22 protein-coding genes, 1 tRNA gene and 1 riboswitch are annotated in these 18,307 nt (G+C 74.2%); of the genes, 14 read left to right on the top strand and 9 right to left on the bottom strand.

From position 1 onward, the window contains the following. Positions 1 to 293 precede the first annotated feature (293 nt). From rph to rdgB, 3 genes are all read left to right on the top strand, one after another. Positions 294 to 1,025: a ribonuclease PH gene (gene rph / locus IE106_RS22655; RefSeq protein WP_189536978.1), complete on the top strand. Its 732-nt coding sequence runs from the start codon at positions 294 to 296 to the stop codon at positions 1,023 to 1,025. Between the two features lie 92 nt (positions 1,026 to 1,117). Then, positions 1,118 to 1,498, top strand: coding sequence for a DUF8711 family protein (locus tag IE106_RS22650; RefSeq protein WP_189536976.1), 381 nt, complete (start codon positions 1,118 to 1,120; stop codon positions 1,496 to 1,498). Between the two features lie 65 nt (positions 1,499 to 1,563). Continuing rightward, entirely contained in the window at positions 1,564 to 2,166 is a 603-nt protein-coding gene (gene rdgB, locus IE106_RS22645; protein WP_189536974.1) for an RdgB/HAM1 family non-canonical purine NTP pyrophosphatase, read from the top strand. Positions 2,167 to 2,222: 56 nt separating this feature from the next. On the opposite strand, the gene IE106_RS22640 is transcribed toward rdgB, so the two are convergent. The 4 genes from IE106_RS22640 to bcp form a co-directional block, all read right to left on the bottom strand. Beyond that, positions 2,223 to 2,295 (bottom strand) — tRNA-Leu (locus IE106_RS22640). Between the two features lie 11 nt (positions 2,296 to 2,306). Continuing rightward, a complete protein-coding gene (locus IE106_RS22635) occupies positions 2,307 to 2,990 on the bottom strand; it encodes an HNH endonuclease signature motif containing protein (RefSeq protein ID WP_229840699.1) in 684 nt (227 codons plus the stop codon). 8 nt (positions 2,991 to 2,998) lie between these two features. Next, on the bottom strand, positions 2,999 to 3,649 hold the full coding sequence (locus tag IE106_RS22630; protein ID WP_189536970.1) for an HNH endonuclease signature motif containing protein: 651 nt from the start codon (positions 3,647 to 3,649) through the stop codon (positions 2,999 to 3,001). 141 nt (positions 3,650 to 3,790) lie between these two features. After that, positions 3,791 to 4,258: a thioredoxin-dependent thiol peroxidase gene (gene bcp, locus IE106_RS22625; protein ID WP_189536968.1), complete on the bottom strand. Its 468-nt coding sequence runs from the start codon at positions 4,256 to 4,258 to the stop codon at positions 3,791 to 3,793. A 138-nt stretch (positions 4,259 to 4,396) separates the two neighbouring features. Between bcp and IE106_RS22620 the strand changes: the two genes are divergently transcribed. The 3 genes from IE106_RS22620 to IE106_RS22610 all read left to right on the top strand — a co-directional run bounded on the left by IE106_RS22620 (position 4,397) and on the right by IE106_RS22610 (position 5,530). Beyond that, on the top strand, positions 4,397 to 4,717 hold the full coding sequence (locus tag IE106_RS22620) for a DUF3618 domain-containing protein (protein WP_189536966.1): 321 nt from the start codon (positions 4,397 to 4,399) through the stop codon (positions 4,715 to 4,717). A gap of 47 nt (positions 4,718 to 4,764) precedes the next feature. Next, positions 4,765 to 5,103 carry a GroES family chaperonin gene (locus IE106_RS22615; RefSeq protein WP_189536964.1) on the top strand — a complete coding sequence of 113 codons (339 nt, stop codon included), beginning with the start codon at positions 4,765 to 4,767 and terminating at the stop codon, positions 5,101 to 5,103. After that, positions 5,104 to 5,173, top strand: a riboswitch (guanidine-III (ykkC-III) riboswitch). It abuts the gene before it with no gap. Positions 5,174 to 5,209: 36 nt separating this feature from the next. Then, a complete protein-coding gene (locus IE106_RS22610; RefSeq protein WP_189536962.1) occupies positions 5,210 to 5,530 on the top strand; it encodes a DMT family transporter in 321 nt (106 codons plus the stop codon). A gap of 95 nt (positions 5,531 to 5,625) precedes the next feature. Here the strand turns inward: IE106_RS22610 and IE106_RS22605 are convergent, their stop codons facing one another. Next, a complete protein-coding gene (locus IE106_RS22605) occupies positions 5,626 to 7,899 on the bottom strand; it encodes a transglycosylase domain-containing protein (RefSeq protein WP_229840698.1) in 2,274 nt (757 codons plus the stop codon). A gap of 230 nt (positions 7,900 to 8,129) precedes the next feature. Here IE106_RS22605 and IE106_RS22600 point away from each other — a divergent pair, with 230 nt between their 5' ends. From IE106_RS22600 to IE106_RS22580, 5 genes are all read left to right on the top strand, one after another. Beyond that, the gene (locus tag IE106_RS22600) at positions 8,130 to 8,930 is read left to right on the top strand and encodes an ABC transporter permease (RefSeq protein WP_189536960.1); all 801 of its coding nucleotides are present in this window, start codon (positions 8,130 to 8,132) and stop codon (positions 8,928 to 8,930) included. Positions 8,931 to 8,985: 55 nt separating this feature from the next. Then, the gene (locus IE106_RS22595; RefSeq protein WP_189537023.1) at positions 8,986 to 9,753 is read left to right on the top strand and encodes an ABC transporter permease; all 768 of its coding nucleotides are present in this window, start codon (positions 8,986 to 8,988) and stop codon (positions 9,751 to 9,753) included. A 12-nt stretch (positions 9,754 to 9,765) separates the two neighbouring features. After that, positions 9,766 to 10,734 carry an ABC transporter ATP-binding protein gene (locus IE106_RS22590; RefSeq protein WP_189537021.1) on the top strand — a complete coding sequence of 323 codons (969 nt, stop codon included), beginning with the start codon at positions 9,766 to 9,768 and terminating at the stop codon, positions 10,732 to 10,734. A gap of 102 nt (positions 10,735 to 10,836) precedes the next feature. Then, positions 10,837 to 11,142, top strand: coding sequence for a hypothetical protein (locus IE106_RS22585; protein ID WP_189536958.1), 306 nt, complete (start codon positions 10,837 to 10,839; stop codon positions 11,140 to 11,142). A 145-nt stretch (positions 11,143 to 11,287) separates the two neighbouring features. Then, entirely contained in the window at positions 11,288 to 12,595 is a 1,308-nt protein-coding gene (locus tag IE106_RS22580; protein ID WP_189536956.1) for a DUF445 domain-containing protein, read from the top strand. Positions 12,596 to 12,673: 78 nt separating this feature from the next. On the opposite strand, the gene IE106_RS22575 is transcribed toward IE106_RS22580, so the two are convergent. From IE106_RS22575 to IE106_RS22565, 3 genes are all read right to left on the bottom strand, one after another. Continuing rightward, a complete protein-coding gene (locus tag IE106_RS22575; RefSeq protein ID WP_189536954.1) occupies positions 12,674 to 12,991 on the bottom strand; it encodes a hypothetical protein in 318 nt (105 codons plus the stop codon). Between the two features lie 161 nt (positions 12,992 to 13,152). Continuing rightward, positions 13,153 to 13,659 (bottom strand): excalibur calcium-binding domain-containing protein, encoded by a 507-nt coding sequence (locus IE106_RS22570; protein ID WP_229840696.1) that lies wholly within the window; start codon positions 13,657 to 13,659, stop codon positions 13,153 to 13,155. Positions 13,660 to 13,804: 145 nt separating this feature from the next. Next, positions 13,805 to 14,821, bottom strand: coding sequence for an SEC-C domain-containing protein (locus IE106_RS22565; protein ID WP_189536952.1), 1,017 nt, complete (start codon positions 14,819 to 14,821; stop codon positions 13,805 to 13,807). Positions 14,822 to 14,965: 144 nt separating this feature from the next. Here IE106_RS22565 and IE106_RS22560 point away from each other — a divergent pair, with 144 nt between their 5' ends. From IE106_RS22560 to IE106_RS22550, 3 genes are all read left to right on the top strand, one after another. Then, on the top strand, positions 14,966 to 15,259 hold the full coding sequence (locus IE106_RS22560; RefSeq protein ID WP_189536950.1) for a DUF6412 domain-containing protein: 294 nt from the start codon (positions 14,966 to 14,968) through the stop codon (positions 15,257 to 15,259). Between the two features lie 129 nt (positions 15,260 to 15,388). Continuing rightward, entirely contained in the window at positions 15,389 to 16,102 is a 714-nt protein-coding gene (locus IE106_RS22555; protein WP_229840695.1) for a YidC/Oxa1 family membrane protein insertase, read from the top strand. Between the two features lie 105 nt (positions 16,103 to 16,207). Continuing rightward, positions 16,208 to 17,065 (top strand): fumarylacetoacetate hydrolase family protein, encoded by an 858-nt coding sequence (locus IE106_RS22550; RefSeq protein ID WP_189536946.1) that lies wholly within the window; start codon positions 16,208 to 16,210, stop codon positions 17,063 to 17,065. Between the two features lie 122 nt (positions 17,066 to 17,187). On the opposite strand, the gene IE106_RS22545 is transcribed toward IE106_RS22550, so the two are convergent. Then, positions 17,188 to 18,267: a Gfo/Idh/MocA family oxidoreductase gene (locus IE106_RS22545; protein WP_189536944.1), complete on the bottom strand. Its 1,080-nt coding sequence runs from the start codon at positions 18,265 to 18,267 to the stop codon at positions 17,188 to 17,190. Positions 18,268 to 18,307: the final 40 nt, after the last annotated feature.

Here is an 18,307-nt window from a genome sequence, read left to right as displayed (position 1 = left end):
GCACTCGGCGGACACCCGCCCATCAGCCGCGTCAACAACGCTCCGGGTCAATACACCTAGGTCGTGTCTTCAAAGTCTCGTCTGCCCTACGGGCGAACGACACCGCTTCGAAGACACTCCCCAGCCCCACGACACGGCCCGCCCCCACCCCGACCGGCACGGAGGCGGGCCGCGCCACACCCCCGACGGAACAGGGACCCGGCACGGACGAACCCCCCCGCCCACCCGAACCGCACACCCCCGCCCCCGACCGGCCGGCGCCCCACCCCCACGACACGGCCTAGGCTCTCCCCATGACCCGTATCGACGGCCGCACCCCCGAACAGCTCCGCCCGGTCACCATCCAGCGCGGCTGGAGCAAGCACGCCGAGGGCTCCGTCCTCATCTCCTGCGGCGACACCAGAGTCTTCTGCACCGCCTCCGTCACCGAGGGCGTCCCCCGCTGGCGCAAGGGCAGCGGCGAAGGCTGGGTCACCGCCGAGTACTCCATGCTGCCCCGCTCCACCAACACCCGCGGCGACCGCGAGTCCGTCCGCGGCAGGATCGGCGGCCGCACCCACGAGATCTCCCGCCTCATCGGCCGCTCCCTGCGCGCCGTCATCGACTACAAGGCACTCGGCGAGAACACCATCGTCCTCGACTGCGACGTCCTCCAGGCCGACGGCGGCACCCGCACCACCGCGATCACCGGCGCGTACGTCGCCCTCGCCGACGCCGTCGCCTGGGCCCAGCGGCAGAAACTCGTCAAGGCCGGCCGCAAGCCCCTCACCGGCACCGTCGCCGCCGTCTCCGTCGGCATCGTCGACGGCACCCCCCTCCTCGACCTCTGCTACGAGGAGGACGTACGCGCCGAGACCGACATGAACGTCGTCTGCACCGGCGACGGCCGCTTCGTCGAGGTCCAGGGCACCGCCGAGGCCGAACCCTTCGACCGCAAGGAACTCAACGCCCTCCTCGACCTCGCCACCGGCGGCTGCGCCGACCTGGCCGCACTCCAGCGCGAAGCCCTCGAAACGACCCTCTGAGCAACCGCGCCGCCACCCGGCGGCGTCTCACCGGACACGGGCGTGCGGAAGGTACCGTACGCCCGTAACCAGCCAGGGGAGGACACCCGCTCATGCGCCGTCACCGCACCACCGCCCTCGTCTCCGGCGTCGCCCTCGCCGCCGCCCTCACCCTCACCGGCTGCGGAGCCCTGGACAAGGCGTTCGACTGCGTCCAGGCCGCCGAGGCCATCGCCACCAGCGTCGACCGCCTCAGCCAGGCCGTCGCCAACGCCGGCGACCCCACGCAGATCGAGGAATCCCTCAACGCCATCGACAAGGAACTGACCACCCTCAAGGACAAGACCGGCAACGCCGACCTGTCCAAGGCCGTCGACGACCTGGCGAACGGCGTCGAACAGGTCCGCACCTCCGTCAAGAACGGCGACACCACCCCCGACATCAAGCCCGTCACCGACGCGGCCACCGAAGTCGGCAAGGTCTGCACCCCATAACGCACCGCGCACCCCGCACCCCGCACCCCGCACCGCGCAACGCACCGCCCGCGATACTGGACGCCATGACCCGCCTGATCCTCGCCACCCGCAACGCCGGGAAGATCACCGAACTGCGCGCCATCCTCGCCGCCGCCGGGCTCACCCACGAGCTCGTCGGCGCGGACGCCTACCCCGACGTCCCCGACGTCAAGGAGACCGGCGTCACCTTCGCGGAGAACGCCCTGCTCAAGGCCCACGCCCTCGCCCAGGCCACCGGCCACCCGGCCGTCGCCGACGACTCGGGCCTCTGCGTCGACGTCCTCGGCGGCGCCCCTGGCATCTTCTCCGCCCGCTGGGCCGGCCGCCACGGCGACGACCGGGCCAACCTGGACCTCCTCCTCGCCCAGCTGTCCGACATCGACGACCCGCACCGCACCGCCCACTTCGCGTGCGCCGCCGCACTCGCCCTGCCCGACGGCACCGAACGGGTGGTCGAGGGCCGACTGCCGGGCGTCCTGCGGCACACCCCCGCCGGCACCGGCGGCTTCGGCTACGACCCGATCCTCCAACCCGAGGGGGAGACCCGGACCTGCGCCGAGCTGAGCCCCGAGGAGAAGAACGCGATCAGCCACCGGGGCAAGGCGTTCCGCGCCCTGGTACCGGCCGTCCGCGAGCTGCTGGGCTGATCACACGAAAAGACCCCGCACCTTGGAATCCAAGGTGCGGGGCCCTTTCCACCCTGTGCGCCCGGTCGGATTCGAACCGACAAACACGACCACCTAAAGATCGCCGCTCAGCCCTTGGCGTACGGGCGCCTGGCCGCGCCCTACTTTACTGGCCCGGCCCCCCGGCCGGGAGGCGGACGCCGGACACCTCCTCGCGGACGGCCCCCGCGGCACCAGGTGCCGGTGACGGCATGGCAGTTGGGGCACAGCAGCCGCAGGTTCTCGCGCCGGTCGTCGCTCCAGTCGCCGTTGACGTGGTCGACCTCCAGCGTCATGGGTTTCCCCCGCCACTCGGGCCCCACCCCGCACCCGGCGCACACCTCGGGCACACCGACTTCGTGAAGCGCGCGGCGCAGGAGGAGGGTCCTGGTGCGGCGCTCGCCCCCGTGCTTGACCAGGATCTCCTCGGCGCGCCTGACCGGCGTCGCGCCCGGCTTGCCGCGCCGGTGCGCCTGCCCCAGGAAGTGCGCGGTCGAAAGGCCGTCCTCGGCCACCCACTGACGGAACTTCCTCCGCTGGGTGCCGCTGTCCGGCCGGCCCAGGCGGCGCAGCGCCTCGGCGAGGGAGACCGACTTCGCGACCGCCTCACGCAGTTCGCCGGGCGTCGGCCGGGCCGGGCCGTCACAGGGGGCCAGGTGCGAGATGTCGATGCCGAACCGCGCGAACCGCCCGACGAGGTACGCGCGGAGCTTGCCGCACGGCCGTGCGCCGAGGAAGGCGATCACCTCGTCCAGGTCCGCGCACTGCTCGGCCGCCTGCGCCAGCCGCTCACGGGTGTACCTCACGCCCCCGCTCACGCGGCTCCCTCCGCGGGGCGCCTCTTGGCGCGGCCCCGGTAGCCGTCCGTGGTGGAGTGGCAGTTGGGGCAGAGGTAGCGCAGGTTCTCGATCCGGTTGTCGCGCCAGTCGCCGTCGACGTGGTCGACCTCCAGGGGCAGAGGGCTGCCCCGCCAGACCGGTCCCGTGCCGCACAGGGCGCACCGCTCCGGGACCCCCAGTGCCGCCATGGCGGACCTGAGCCGGTCGCCCGGGACGCGCCTGGCCCGGTCGGCGGGCTGCCGGACGAGCACGTGTTCCGGCGTCCCCGGGCGCCGGGGCACCCCGCGGCGTTCGGGTGCCCGGAAGTGCGAGGTGTCGATGCCGTACGCCCTGATGCGGCGGCTGATGTGGGTGTGGTGTCCGCCGACGACCCCGAGGCCGAGGTGGCGCAGGACCTCGCACATGTTCGTGGACGCCGCGACCGCGGACCGGAGGACGTCCCTGGTCCACTTCGTCTCCCGTTCGAAGTGCGAGGTGTCCACCCCCAGCCGCCTCATCCGCTCGCGTAGGTAGCGCCGTGTCGGACTCGCCGGGTCCACCCCGAGCCGCTCCATCGCCTCCGACAGTGATCGCGCCCCTCGGGCGGCCTGCTCCAGGCGTTCCTTCGTGTACGGGCTGACCGGCATCGCTTCCTCCCCCACGCGGCCGTCTGTTCGTGGCCTCGTACGGAGTAACGAACCGATGGTCGGATGGTTGCGTCCGGAGAACGGAGCGGCCCGCGCCGCCGGTGGGGCGGTGCGGGCCGTTCGGGGCCGGGGGAGCGGGGCTCAGATCCCCAGGTCCTTGATGATCTTCGCGACGTGGCCGGTGGCCTTCACGTTGTACAGCGCGCGCTCGACCTTGCCGTCCTCGTCGACGACCACCGTGGAGCGGATGACGCCCGTCACCGTCTTGCCGTAGAGCTTCTTCTCGCCGTACGCGCCGTACGCCTCCAGCACCTTCTTCTCCGGGTCGCCCACCAGCGTGACCTTCAGGTCCTCCTTCTCCCGGAACTTCGCCAGCTTCTCCGGCTTGTCCGGGGACACGCCGATCACGTCGTAGCCGGCGTCCGCGAGCAGCGCCAGGTTGTCCGTGAAGTCGCACGCCTGCTTGGTGCAGCCGGGCGTGAGCGCCGCCGGGTAGAAGTAGACGATGACCTTGCGGCCCTTGTGGTCCGCGAGCGAGACCTCTCCGCCGTCCGCGTCGGGCAGGGTGAAGGCGGGGGCGGTGTCGCCGGGCTGCAGTCGCTCGCTCATGGCTGTGGCTCTCCTCACGGGGTACGGGCGGGTACGCGACCGAGCCTAACGGGGGTCTGGGACAGCTCCGGGCCGGTGGAGCTGACAGACTGTCCTGACGAAGCGACCGCAGATCACGGCCACCAAGGAGGCAGCTCGGTGTCGGACGCCAGGACCCCCGCGCAGATCGAGGCGGACATCGTCCGCCGCCGCGAGCAGCTCGCCGTCGCGCTCGACGAGATCGGCGTGCGGTTGCACCCGAAGACGATCATCGGTGACGCGAAGGCGAAGGTGGCGTCGACCGTCGACGAGACGGCCGGCCGGGCCTTCGTGGCCGTCAACCGGGTGGTGACCGACGTGAAGGCCCGTTTCGTGGACGAGGGGGGCGCGCCGCGTCTGGAGCGGGTGGTGCCGGTGGCGCTCCTGGCGGCCGGCGTGATCGGGCTGGTCGTCGTGTCGTCCCGCCGGCGCGGGGTCTGAGGGGCCCCTGGGGCCGGGAGCGGCGTCCGGCCGGGTAGGTTCGTGGGGTGAGCGAGAACACCCACGACAAGTTGCCCATCCGGATGCTGCACGACCGGGTGCTGGTCCGGTCCGACGTTCCCGAGGGCGAGCGGCGCTCGGGAGGCGGCATCCTCATCCCTGCGACCGCCGCGGTGGGCCGCAGGCTGGCCTGGGCCGAGGTGGTCGCGGTCGGCCAGAGCGTCCGTACCGTGGAGCCCGGTGACCGGGTGCTGTACGACCCCGAGGACCGTGCCGAGGTCGAGGTGCGCGGTGTGGCGTACGTCCTGATGCGCGAGCGCGACCTGCACGCGGTCGCCGCCGACCGTTTCGAGGGCTCCGAGGACTCCACGGGGCTCTACCTCTGACGGTTGTCACCGTGGAGGCACCACCCGACGAGACGCGCCGTACCGGGTCCCGAGGCAAAGACGACGCACCCCGAGAACCTCTCGTCCCCGAAGGGTGTGTGTGGTCATGGCCTGGGTCCTGCTCGTCGTCGCCGGTCTGCTGGAGGTCGGCTGGTCGGTCGGCATGAAGTACACGGATGGTTTCACCCGGTTCTGGCCGAGTGTGCTGACCTGTCTCGGCATCGTCGCCAGCATGGTCCTGCTGGCCCAGGCGACCCGGACGCTGCCGATCGGCACGGCGTACGGGGTGTGGGTCGGCATCGGTGCCGCGGGGGCGGCGGTGGTGGGGATGCTCGTCCTCGGTGAGCCCGTCACCGCGGCCCGGATCTTCTTCGTGTGCCTGCTGCTGGTCGCCGTGGTGGGGCTCAAGGCCACGTCGGGCCACTGAGGTCCCGCCGGCTCCGGCCCCGCCCCGGTCGCGGCCGGGGCCCCGCCGGGGTGCGGCGGGGCGCGGGCGGTGTGCGGCGGCGGTGTGCGCCGCCGTCACTCCGTGATGCGGATCTCGTCCTCGGGCGCCGTCCGGTCGGGCGGCGGCGGGTCCTGGGGCCGGGGCCGGTCGTCCGTCGCCTGGTCGGTGGTGTCCTCGGCGCCGGCCTCCTCCGTGAGGTCCTCCGGTTCCCGGTCCCTGTCGATCTCCGAGCCCTCCGGGAGCCGCAGGTCGAAGTCCCGGGCGGGGGTGCCGTCCAGGGCCGTGCCGGTGTAGTGGGCCCACACTTCCGCGGGGGCGCCGCCGCCGTTGATCCGGGCCAGGCCCATCGCGCCGTACAGCGGTTTCTGCGCGCCGGTCTTCGGGTCCTGGCCCATCAGCGCGACCACGGTCGCCAGGTCCGGGGTGTACCCCGCGAACCAGGCGGCCTTGTCGTCCTCGGCGGTGCCGGTCTTCCCGGCCGCGGGGCGGCCGACCGCCCGTGCCGCGGTGCCGGTGCCGCCTTCGACGACGCCGCGCAGGACGGCCGTGGTCGTGTCGGCGGCCTCGCGGCTCACGGCCTGGCGGGCGCCGGAGCCGGCGGCGGGCAGCGGCAGGGGGTGGTCGCCGTCCGGGTCGATCCGTTCGACCTTCTCGACCAGCGTGTACAGGCCCCGCCTGCCGTGGTTGGCGAGGGTGGCGTAGGCCTCGGCCATGTCCAGGACGCTCGCCGTGGCGGGGCCGAGGGCGATGGACGGGGACGCGTTCAGGTCGGGGGTGTCGGCCGGCAGGCCGAGCGCGATGGCGGTCCGCTGCACCTTCTTCGGGCCGACGTCCACCGCGAGCTGCGCGTACACCGCGTTCACGGACCGGTCGGTGGCGGTGTGGAGGGGGATGCCGCCGTACGACACGTCGTCCTCGTTGGCGGGGGCGTAGGCCTTGCCGGTCCAGCCCTGGACGGGGCGTTTGTTGGTGCCGTCGTAGACGGTGTTGGGGGTGATCGGCTCGCCGTGCTGGGTGGTGGCGCCGTGCGCGACGGCGGAGGCCAGGACGAACGGTTTGAAGGTGGAGCCGACCTGGTAGTCGCGGCGGGTGGCGTTGTTGACGTACTGCCGTGTGTAGTCGACGCCGCCGTACAGGGCGATGATCTTGCCGGTGGAGGGTTCGATGGACGCGCCGCCCACCCGGACGTAGCGGTCGGCGGGGTTGGTGTCCGGGTCGAGCCGGTCGAGCACCTGCTCCCTTACCGCCTCGCTGAAGGCGTCCACCCGGTCCTTGCGCAGGGTGGTCGTGATGCGGTAGCCGCCCGCGGCGAGTTCCTTCTGGGAGAGGACGCCGTGGCGGGCGAGGAAGGCGTTCACGGCCTGTACGGCGTAGCCGCGCTGGCCGGCGAGTCCGGCGGTGGGGTGGGAGGGGAGCACCACGGGGAAGCGGAGGGCGGAGCGCTGGGCCGCCGTCAGCCACCGTTCCTGGACCATGGCGTCCAGTACGTAGTTCCACCGGGCCAGGGCGCGGGGGCGGTTGGAGGGGCGTGCGCCCACGTCGTACGCGCTGGGGGCGTTGAGGAGCGACGCCAGGTAGGCGCCTTCGGAGGTGTCGAGGTCCTGGACGTCCTTGCCGTAGTAGGCCTGGGCGGCGGCCTGGGCGCCGTAGGCGTTGCGGCCGTAGTAGCTGGTGTTCAGGTATCCCTCGAGGATCTCGTCCTTGGACTTGGCGCGGTCCAGTTTGATCGCGATGAAGAACTCCTTCACCTTGCGGGTGACGGTGCGTTCCTGGCCCAGGTAGTAGTTCTTCACGTACTGCTGGGTGATCGTCGAGCCGCCCTGGGTGCCCTTGCCGGTGAGGGTGTTCCAGGAGGCGCGGAGCAGCGCTCCGGGGTCGACGCCCGGTTCGGTGTGGAAGTCGCGGTCCTCGGCGGCGAGCACGGCCTGTTGCAGGGGGCGGGGGATGCGGGCGAGGGGGACGCTCTCGCGGTTGACCCGGCCGCCCTGGGCGAGCGGGCTGCCGTCCGCGTACAGGTAGACGTTGGCCTGCGCGGTCGCGGCGGCGTTGGCGGGCGGGATCTCGATGAGGTGGTACCCGGCGAGGAAGCCGCCGCCGAGGACGAGGACGAGGAGCAGCAGGCCGCCGAGGACCGTGCGGCGGGTGGGCAGGGCGCGGCGCCACCCGGTGCGGCGGGGCCGGGTCCGGCCGGGGTCCGGGGTCCGGTCGGGGTGCGGGGTCCTGGCCCGGGGCCGGTCGGGGCCCGGGGGGCGGGGGGAGGGCGGGGCGTCGGCGTCGCCCGGGGTCTGGACGGTGGGGTCACGGGGCTCCCAGCCTCCGGCGGGGGGCTGCGGCGGGGCGTCGCTCACTGGGTCTCCGGCACGGTTGCGGTCATGGTCGCGATCACTGTCCGAATTGTGATGTTTTATCACTCCCCACATAGTGCACCGCGCCGAGCGCCGACCCGTGCATCCCGCCCCGGAGCGCCTGTCCCGCGACGCGAAAAGCGGTCGCGTGCCCGGGGTGCGGCCGGTTAGGCTCACCCGCTTTGACGGGGTGTCGGACGGCGCGGATGCGGCCAGAGGGGGGAGGCGGTGCCATGCGGTTGTACTGGACCGTCCTGGCCAGCGGCTTCCGCCGCCACGCCACCTACCGGGTGGCCACCGCCGCCGGGGTGTTCACCAACACCGTCTTCGGCTTCGTCCTGACGTTCACCTATGTGGCCCTGTGGGACGAGCGCCCCCGCCTCGGCGGCTACGACATGGCCGAGGCCCTGGCGTACGTCTGGATCGGCCAGTCCCTGCTCGCCGCCTGCTCCCTGATGGGCGGCGGCTTCGAGGAGGAGCTGATCCAGCGCATCAAGACCGGCGACATCGCCGTCGACCTCTACCGGCCCGCCGACCTCCAGCTGTGGTGGTTCTCGGCCAACCTGGGACGGGCCGCCTTCCAGCTGCTCGGACGGGGGGTCGTCCCGATGGCGGTGGGCGCGCTCGCCTTCGACCTGGCCCTGCCCGAACACCCCCTCACCTGGCTCGCCTTCCTGGTGTCGGTGCTGCTCGGCGTCACGGTGAGCTTCGCGGTCTGGTACCTGGTCGCGCTCTCCGTGTTCTGGCTGCTCGACGGGGCGGGGGCGGTGCAGGTGGCGTGGCTGTCGGGGGTGTTCTTCTCCGGGATGCTGCTGCCGCTGACCGTCTTCCCCGGCGCGCTCGGCGAGGTCGCCCGCGCGCTGCCCTGGGCGTCGATGCTGCAGGTCCCGGCCGACGTGTTCCTGGAGAAGCGGACCGGCTGGGAGCTGTGGGAGGCGTACGCCTTCCAGGCGGGCTGGGCCCTGGTGCTGCTGGCCGCGGGCCGCGCGGTCCAGGCGGTCGCGACGCGCCGGGTGGTGGTCCAGGGTGGCTAGCGGGCGGGTGGCGACGGCCGCCGAGGGGCTGCGCGCGTACGGGCTGATCGCCGTCATGTGGATCCGCTCCACGATGACGTACCGCTTCTCCTTCGCGATGACGCTGGTGTCCAACCTGGTGGTGAACTTCTTCGACTTCGTCGTGATCCTGCTGATGTTCGGCCACGTGCGGGGGCTCGGCGGGTTCGCCTTCGGCGAGGTGGCGTTCCTGTACGGGACGACGAGCACCGCCTTCGGGCTGGCCGACCTGGCGATGGGCCAGGTGGGGAAGGTGGGGCGGCGGGTGCGGGACGGCACGCTCGACACGTTCCTGGTGCGCCCGGCGCCCGTCCTGGCGCAGGTGGCCGCCGACCGGTTCGCGCTGCGGCGGCTCGGCCGGCTGGCGCAGGGGCTGCTGGTGCTGGTGTGGTCGCTGGTGGTGTTGGAGGGCGTGGAGTGGACGGTGGCGAAGGCGGCGATGGTGCCGCTGATGACCGTGACGGGCGCCCTGATCTTCGGCTCGCTGATGACGGCCGGGGCGGCGTTCCAGTTCTGGGCGCAGGACGGCGCGGAGGTCGCCAACTCCTTCACCTACGGCGGGAACACCCTCCTCCAGTACCCGCCGTCCATCTTCGCGGGCGAGCTGGTGCGGGGCGTCGTGTACGTCGTGCCGCTGGCGTTCGTCAACTGGGTGCCCGCGCTGTACGTGCTGGGCCGCGAGGCGCCGGCCGGGCTGCCGCCGTGGGCGGCCTTCGCCTCCCCGCTGGTCGCCGCGGGGTGCGTCGCGCTGGCGGGGCTGGCGTGGCGCGTGGGGATCCGTTCGTACCGGAGCACGGGGAGCTGACGCGTGACCGCCATGGAACCGGACTTCATCGACCTCGACGGCGTCGAGAAGGTCTTCGAGGTGCGCCGCAGGGTGGGCCTGCTGCGCCGGGAGAGGCGCCGGGTGCGGGCCGTGGACGGGCTGACCTTCCGCGTGGCGCGCGGCGAGATGGTCGGCTACATCGGCCCGAACGGCGCCGGCAAGTCCACCACCGTCAAGATGCTCACCGGCATCCTCACCCCGAGCGGCGGCCGGCTGCGCGTCGCCGGCATCGACCCCGCCAGGGAGCGGACCCGCCTGGCCCGCCGCATCGGCGTCGTCTTCGGGCAGCGCACGACGCTCTGGTGGGACCTGCCGCTGCGCGACTCCTACCGGCTGATGCACCGCATGTACCGCATCCCCGACGCCCGCTTCCGGGAGAACCTCGACCGGTGCGTCGAACTCCTCGACCTGGGCGCCCTGCTGGAGGTGCCGGTCCGCCAGCTGTCCCTCGGCCAGCGGATGCGCGGCGACATCGCGGCGGCGCTCCTCCACGACCCGGACGTGCTGTACCTCGACGAGCCGACGATCGGCCTCGACGTCGTGTCGAAGGCGAAGGTCCGCGGGTTCCTGCGGGACCTCAACGCCGAGCAGGGCACGACGGTGCTGCTCACCACCCACGACCTCACCGACATCGAACAGCTCTGCAAGCGCGTGATGGTCATCGACCACGGGCGGCTGGTGTACGACGGCACGCTGAGCGGGCTGCGCGAGGCGGGCGCGGCGACGCGGACGCTCGTCGTCGACCTGGAGCGGGAGGTGCCGCCGATCGAGGTGGCCGGCGCCCGCGTGGTACGGGTGGAGGGGACCCGGCAGTGGCTGGCGTTCCCCGCGTCCGCGTCGGCGGCGCCGCTGGTCGCGGAGGTCGCCGGGGCGTACCCGCTGGTCGACCTGTCCGTACGGGAACCGGACATCGAGGCGGTCATCGCGCGGATGTACGCCGAGCGGCGGCCGGTCCGGTGACCCGGGCCGGGCCCCCTCGGGCCTTCGCCCGCCCGGCCGCCCGCCCCCCGGCCGGGTGCGTTCCGGTGGCCCCGGGCGGCGGGGAGCGCCCAGGCTGGTGACATGCCGAAGGAGCCCGACGAGGACGGCCGCAAAGGGGCCAGGGAGTGGCTGACGCCGGCCGTGGCGGTGGTCGCCGTCGCGCTCTCCCTGCTCAGCTTCCTCGAAGCCCGAAGGGCCAACGACCAGGCCCGGCAGGCCAACCGCGAGTCCCGCCGCCAGGCCGAGCGGGAGCAGGCGAGCCGGATCGACTTCATCGCCTGGAACCAGGGCGGCGTGGAGAGCCTCAGCATCGCCGACCACACCCGCTCCCTGATCACGGACGTCACCCTCGGCTTCCGCCCTGGGCACGGCAACCCGAAAGGGTGAGAAAGCGCATGAGTACCCGGAAAAGTATTCGCCCCAGGAACTAGCGGCCCGCCTCGGGAGTACCTGGAATAGGACAAGTGGCGGTGCCGGCTCGCGCGCAACTCCCCGGAGGGGGGACGAGCCCGGGCCGAAGAGGGCGGAGCGAATGACCGGAACGGGCACGAAGGCGACGCGGACGGCGGGCGCCGGCGGCTTCTCGTACACGGCGGAGGACGAGGAGAAGCGCCGCGGGGTGCGCCGCATGAAGACCGCGGCGACGGCGCTGCTGCTCCTGGTGGCGGTGGTCTACGCGCTCGCGACCTGGGCGGAGTCCTCCGGCGTGACCGGCTGGCCCGGCTACGTGGCGGCGGCCGCCGAGGCGGGCATGGTGGGCGCGCTGGCAGACTGGTTCGCGGTCACGGCGCTGTTCCGCCGCCCGATGGGCCTGCCCATCCCGCACACGGCGATCATCCCGACGAAGAAGGACCAGCTGGGCGAGTCGCTGGGGAAGTTCGTCGGGGAGAACTTCCTCTCGGCGGACGTCGTACGGGCCCGGCTGCACGCCCTGGACATCGCGGGCCGCCTCGGCGCCTGGCTGGCCGAGCCCGCCCACGCCGACCGGGTCACGGCGGAGCTGTCCACGGCGCTGCGCGGCGCCCTGACCGTCCTGCGGGACGCGGACGTGCAGGCCGTCGTCGGCGAGGCGATCACGCGGAGGGCGGAGGCGGCGGAGATCGCCCCCGGCATCGGCAAGACCCTCGACCGGGTCGTCGCCGACGGGGCGCACCACCGGGCGGTCGACCTGGTCTGCGCCCGCGCCCACGACTGGCTGGTCACGCACGGCGACTCGGTGATGGACGCCGTGCAGGGCGGGGCCCCGGGCTGGACGCCGCGGTTCGTGGACCGGAAGGTGGGGGAGCGGGTCTACAAGGAGCTGCTGCGGTTCGTCACCGAGATGCGCGACATGCCGGGGCACCCGGCGCGGGGCGCGATCGACCGGTTCCTCGGGGACTTCGCGACGGACCTCCAGGCGGACACGGAGACGCGGGCCCGCGTGGAGCGCCTGAAGTCCGACCTGGTGGCGCGGCCGGAGGTGCAGGACGTCATCGCGTCGGCGTGGGGGGCCGTCCGCTCGATGATCATGTCGGCGGCGGAGGACGAGCGGAGCGAGCTGCGGCTGCGGGCGCGGACGTCGCTGCTGTCCCTGGGCACCCGGCTGACGACGGACGCGCACCTCCAGCGGAAGGTCGAGGGCTGGCTGGAGGACGCCGCGGCGTACGTGGTGACGACGTACCGGGCGGAGATCACCTCGCTGATCACCGACACGGTGGCGAGCTGGGACGCCGACCAGACGTCCCGCAAGATCGAGGCGCACATCGGCCGCGACCTGCAGTTCATCCGCATCAACGGCACGGTGGTGGGGGCGCTGGCGGGTCTGCTGATCCACACGGTCTCCCACTCCCTGGGCGGGTGACCGGCCCCCGCCGGCCGGCCACCCGCCCGGGTGCCCACGGGGAGGCGCCCCCGAACACGCGCGCGGGTGCGCGGGCGTTCACCCCCGCGGTGCCCGCTCCTGGCACCGGGTGACCGCCCAGGAGGCCAGGGCCATGCCGCCGGCGACGGAGAACACCGCCGGCCAGGGGCCGACCTTCCTCGCCAGCGGGTGGGACCCGGCGAACGCCGCGACGTACGCGGCGCTCAGTCCGGCGGCCGTGGCGTTCCCGCCACGCCGCCGCCACTCCCGCGCGGCCACCGCCCCGGCGGCGGCCAGTGCGACCCCGCCGAGCGGCCGCTTCTTCGTCCACCGGGCGACGCCGTATCCCCCGACGAGCCCACCTGCGGCGACGACCGACGCCGGAACCCTGGCCATGTGAAAACCCTCCTGCCACATCGACAACACCCCGAGGCTAACCCCGTCCCGGCTCCGGGCCCCGGGCGCCCGCCCGTCCGGCGGGCGACGCCCTCCGGACGGCCCCCGCCGGGACTCCCGGCGGCACGGACACGAACGTGGGCGTGGGTGGGGTGCGGAGGTCAGCCCTCGCAGCCGACGCCGTCGCCGTCGCGGTCGAGGTGGCGGCCGTAGCCCGGGTCGCCGAGGCGGACCGGGGCGGCGCCGGCCGCGCGGGCCGCGGAGCAGTTGTCGTAGAAGACGCTGCCGCCGCCGGACGTACCACCGCCGGACGTGCCGCCGCCGCTCGACCCGTCGCCGTCGGCGGGGGCCTCCCGGGTGACCGTGGCGGTGGCCGTCATGGTCGCCGTCGCGGTGGCGGTGGTGGTGACGGTGACGGTCGGGGCGGGCTTCGCGGAGGCCGGCGCGGGGGGCGAGGCGGTGACGGTGGCCGTGGCGGTCACCGTGGCGGCGGGCGCGGCGGTTTCGGCCGCCGGCTCGGCGCCGCCCGAGTCGCCCATCGCCCCGCAGCCGCCGCCGATCAGCAGGAGGAGCAGCCCGCCGCCCCACACGCGCTTCATGCGGTGGAGCGGACGCTGCGTCGCGGGCGCCGGGGGCGGGGTGTGGGGCTGCTGGTACGGGTTGCTCATGGACAGGGGTCTCCCTCGGGCACACGGGACTGGGGTGCGTGGGGGGACGGCCGAGCCACCAGTGATGGTTCAGAGTGAAACTACTGGACCCGGGACGCCAGGAAAAGGCGAACGGGTGTTCCCGTGGCCGAGGGGTGTGCCCGCCCTACAGCTGCGCCTTGCCGTGACAGTCGGCGTAGGGGGCGCCCGAGCCGCACCAGCAGGGGGCGGTGCGGTGCGGGGGCCAGGGGAGGGCGCGGCCGCGGGCGGCGAGGGTCGTGGCGTACTGGGGCAGGAGCGCCGCCTGGGACGGGGAGGCCCCCTCGGAGGCGGCGAACGCCTCGTACGACGGGACCGTGCCCTGCACGACACCCAGGTTCGGCGTGCCCGCCGCGGCCAGTTCCCGCAGGGAGGCCTCCAGGTCCGTCAGGTGCGCCTCGTGCGTCGGGTACTCGGCCTCCAGCTCCGGATAGGCCGCCAGCAGCTCGGCCAGCTCCTCCCGCGGCCACAGCAGGACGGCGACCGGGAACGGGCGGGACAGGGCCGTGCGGTACGAGCCGAGCTCGCTGCGCAGGCGGGTGATCTCCGCCTGGAGCTCCGCCGGGTCCGACGAGCCCAGCGCCCAGGTCCGCTTCGGGTCGTGCAGCTCGTCCAGCGGAACCGCGCCCGTGTGCAACCGGTCCGCCAGGACGTCCCAGTCGTCGTGCTCCCGCGCCAGCAGGCGCCGCACCCGGTGGCGCGAGGTGAGCAGCGACTGCGCCGCGTACGGCACCTCCTGCTCGTGCGGCAGCGGCACCAGCGCCTGCGCCGCCGCCGTCAGCGTCTCCTCCGACGCCTCCAGCTCGTCGTGGGCCTCCAGCGCCTGCCCGGCGATCTCCCACGCCGCCGCGTCCGTCGGCGTCGTCGCCCGCAGGCCGTCGATGATGACGCGGGCCTCCGCCTCGTGGCCGTACTCCCACAGGTTCGCCGCCTTCAGCGCCCGCACCAGGTGCGGGTTGTCCGGCTCGGGCGGCGAGGACAGCAGCGTGTCGTACAGCGCCGTCGCTCGGGCGCGGTCGCCGGCCAGCTCCAGGTGCGCGGCCGCCCGCAGGAGCAGCGGCTCGCGGTCCCCGGGGTACTGCTCCGCGGTGCGCAGCAGGCGCTCGGCTTCGTTGGTGTGGTCAGCAGGCGTGTCGAGGCGCATGGTCACCACCGTACTGCTGTGCGCCCCGCCTCCGGTGGGGTTGCGGGCGGACCGGTCGGGCGCGCGGGGGCGCCGGGGCGCCCGAGGGGTGAACTCCTGTACGGTGACGGGGAGAACAGTCGTGTGTACGGGAGGGGAGGCGGCGTGTACGGGACGTTCCTGCGCCTGCTGCTGCCGCTCCTCCTCGCCGTCGTCCTCCTGGCGGACGGCCCCTCCCTCTCCGCCGTGGCCCTCGCCGCCGCCGCGCTCGTCGCCTGCGCCGTCGTCAGCGCCCGCAGCGTCCCGTCCGTGCCGCCCACGCGGGTGCGCACCGCCCTGCGCGACCGGGACCGGCGCACCGCGTTCCTGCCGCAGCGCGACCCCGACGCCTCGGGGCGCCGGCGTCCCAGGGCCCCCGGCCGCCGCCTCCCGGCGGCGGTCACGGTCGCGGCGCTCTGACCCTCGGACGGGTCCCCCCGTCCGCGCGTCCCGTCCCGCCCGCTCCGCCGCCACGCCGCGTGTTCCTCACTCCGGCCTGGCCGTCGGCACGACGGCACGACGACTCAGGGGTCTCCCTTGTCCGCATGCGTGGCTTTCCTCACGTGGCTCTCCGGGCTCGTCCCGGCTCCCGCCGCGATCGTCCTGCTCACCCTCCTCGTCCGCACCGCGCTCCTCCCGCTCGCCGTCGCCGCCGCGCGCGGCCAGCGGGCCCGCGCCCGGCTCGCGCCGCAGATCGCGGCGCTGCGGAAGAAGTACGCCAAGGACCCGGACCGCCTCCAGCGGGCCGTGCTCGACCTCCACGCGCGCGAGCGGGTGTCGCCGCTCGCCGGGTGCCTGCCGGGCCTCCTCCAGGCGCCGGTCTTCTTCCTGCTGTACCACCTCTTCTCCCGCGACGAGCTGTCCGGCCACTCCCTGCTGGGCGCGCCCCTGGGCGGCCGGTGGACGGACGCCCTGGCGGGGGACGGCCTCCTGGGGCAGACCGGGCTGGTGTACCTGGCGCTGTTCGCCCTGGTCGCCGCCGTCGCCACGTACACCTACCGCAGCACCCGGACGCAGCTGGGCGAGGTGCCGGCGGACCCGGCCGTGCCCGGCATGGGGCAGGTGCTGCGGTTCGCGCCGCTGCTGTCGTTCGCGACGCTCGTGACCGTCGCCGTCGTCCCGCTGGCGGCCGCGCTGTACGTGGTGACCAGCACGACCTGGAGCGCGGGCGAGCGAGCCGTGCTGCACCGCCCGGAACGCGGCGCCGGTGGCGGGTCCCCGGACGCGGCCGGGCGCGGGGCCGGGCGGCGGTCCGGTACGTGAACACGGGCTTGCGGGGATGATCGGATGTCTTGGAGGATCAGCCGATCCTGACGATGGCCGCACCCCATCGGCCGGGGCACACCTCGACCACCAGGGAGAGAGACCATGAAGCTGTTGCGCGTCGGACCGGCGGGCGCCGAGCGTCCCGCCCTGCTCGACCAGGACGGCACCCTGCGCGACCTGTCCGCCCTCGTCACGGACGTCGACCCGGCCCTGCTCTCCGACGCCGCCGCGCTGGACCGCCTCCGGGCGGCCGCGGGGGCGGGCGTCCTGCCCCCGCTGGACGCCGCGGGGCTGCGGATCGGCCCGCCGGTCGCCCGGATCGGCAAGGTCGTGTGCATCGGGCTGAACTACCACGACCACGCGCGCGAGACGGGCGCCGAACCGCCCGTCGAGCCGGTCGTCTTCCTGAAGGCGGCCGACACGGTCGTCGGCCCGCACGACACCGTGCTCGTCCCGCGCGGCAGCCGCAAGACGGACTGGGAGGTCGAGCTGGCCGTGGTCATCGGACGTACGGCCCGCCGCCTGGACTCGGCGCAGGAGGCCCTGGCCCACGTCGCCGGGTACGCGGTCGCGCACGACGTGTCGGAGCGGGAGTTCCAGCTCGAGCGCGGCGGCACCTGGGACAAGGGGAAGAACTGCGAGACGTTCAACCCCCTGGGCCCCTGGCTCGTCACCGCCGACGAGGTGCCCGACCCGCAGGACCTGCGGCTGCGCCTGTGGGTGAACGGCGAGCTGAAGCAGGACGGCAGCACGGCGGACCAGATCTTCCCGGTCGGGGAGGTCGTCCGCTACGTCAGCCACTTCATGACGCTCCACCCGGGCGACGTCGTCAACACCGGCACGCCCGCCGGCGTCGCCATGGGCCGGCCGGAACCGAAGCCGTACCTGCGGGCGGGGGACGTGGTGGAACTGGAGATCGACGGGCTGGGCCGCCAGCGGCAGGAGCTGAAGGACGCCTGAGGGCGGGGCCGGCCGGGTGCCCCCGCGCGGGGGCACCCGGCCGGCCGGTGCGGTCCGCCGCGGCCGGCCGCCTTCGGGCCGGTGGTCAGGCCGGCTCGACCGTCACGCCTTCGGGCCGGTGGTCAGGCCAGCTCGACCGTCACGCCCTCGCGGGCCGAGCGCCGCGCCGCCTCCAGGACGTCGAGCGCCGCCGCGGCCTGCTCGGCGGTGACCGGCGGGGCCGTGCCGTCGCGCAGGGCGGCGGCCACCGCCGCGTAGTACGCCGGGTAGTCGCCCGGCAGCGACGGCACCGGCCGTCCGCCGCCCGTCACCGGCGACTCGCCCGCGCCGACCCGGCCCCACAGTTCCTCCGGCTCCATGCCCCAGGGCTCCCCGGCGACCGGCCGGGCGCCCTCGCGCAGCGCCGCCTCCTGCGGGTCGAGCCCGTACTTCACGAAGCCGCCCCGCTCGCCCAGCACCCGGAAGCGCGGGCCCAGCTGGGCCGTCGTCGCGCTGACGTACAGGTGCGAGCGCACCCCGCCCGCGTGGGTGAGGGCGAGGAACGTGTCGTCGTCCGCCTCGGCGCCCGGCCGCCGTACGTCCGCCTCCGCGTACACCCGCACCGCCGGGCCGAACAGCACCAGGGCCTGGTCCACGACGTGGCTGCCCAGGTCGTACAGCAGCCCGCCGATCTCCTCCGGGGCGCCCGACTCCCGCCAGCCGCCCTTCGGCCGCGGCCGCCACCGCTCGAACCGGGACTCGAAGCGCTGCACGCCGCCCAGCTCGCCGCTCTCCAGGAGGGCCCGCAGGGTGAGGAAGTCGCTGTCCCAGCGGCGGTTCTGGAAGACGGAGAACAGCAGGCCCCTCCGCGCCGCCAGCGCCCCCAGGGCCCGTGCCTCGGCCGCCGTGCCGGCGACGGGCTTGTCGACCACGACCGGCAGACCGGCCTCCAGCGCGGCCGTCGCGAACGGCACGTGCGTCTTGTTCGGGGACGCGACGACGACCAGGTCCAGCTCGTCCGCCCGCGCCCACAGCTCGTCCGGCGACGCGGCCAGGCGCACGTCCGGGAACTCGGCGCGGGCCTGGTGGCGGCGCTCCTCGTTCGCGGTGACGACCGTGTCGAGCACCATGCCCCCGGTCGCGGCGATCAGCGGGGCGTGGAAGACGGAACCGGCCAGGCCGTAGCCGACGAGACCGACGCGCAGGGGAGGAGGAGTGCTCATGCCCGCTACTTAAGCAACGCTGTTGCGTTACCGCAAGCCA

Source organism: Streptomyces roseolilacinus, assembly GCF_014649335.1.
Classification (GTDB): Bacteria; Actinomycetota; Actinomycetes; order Streptomycetales; family Streptomycetaceae; genus Streptomyces; species Streptomyces roseolilacinus.
Note: the sequence above shows the minus strand (reverse complement) of the source record. Positions and strands in the feature narration are given on the sequence as shown.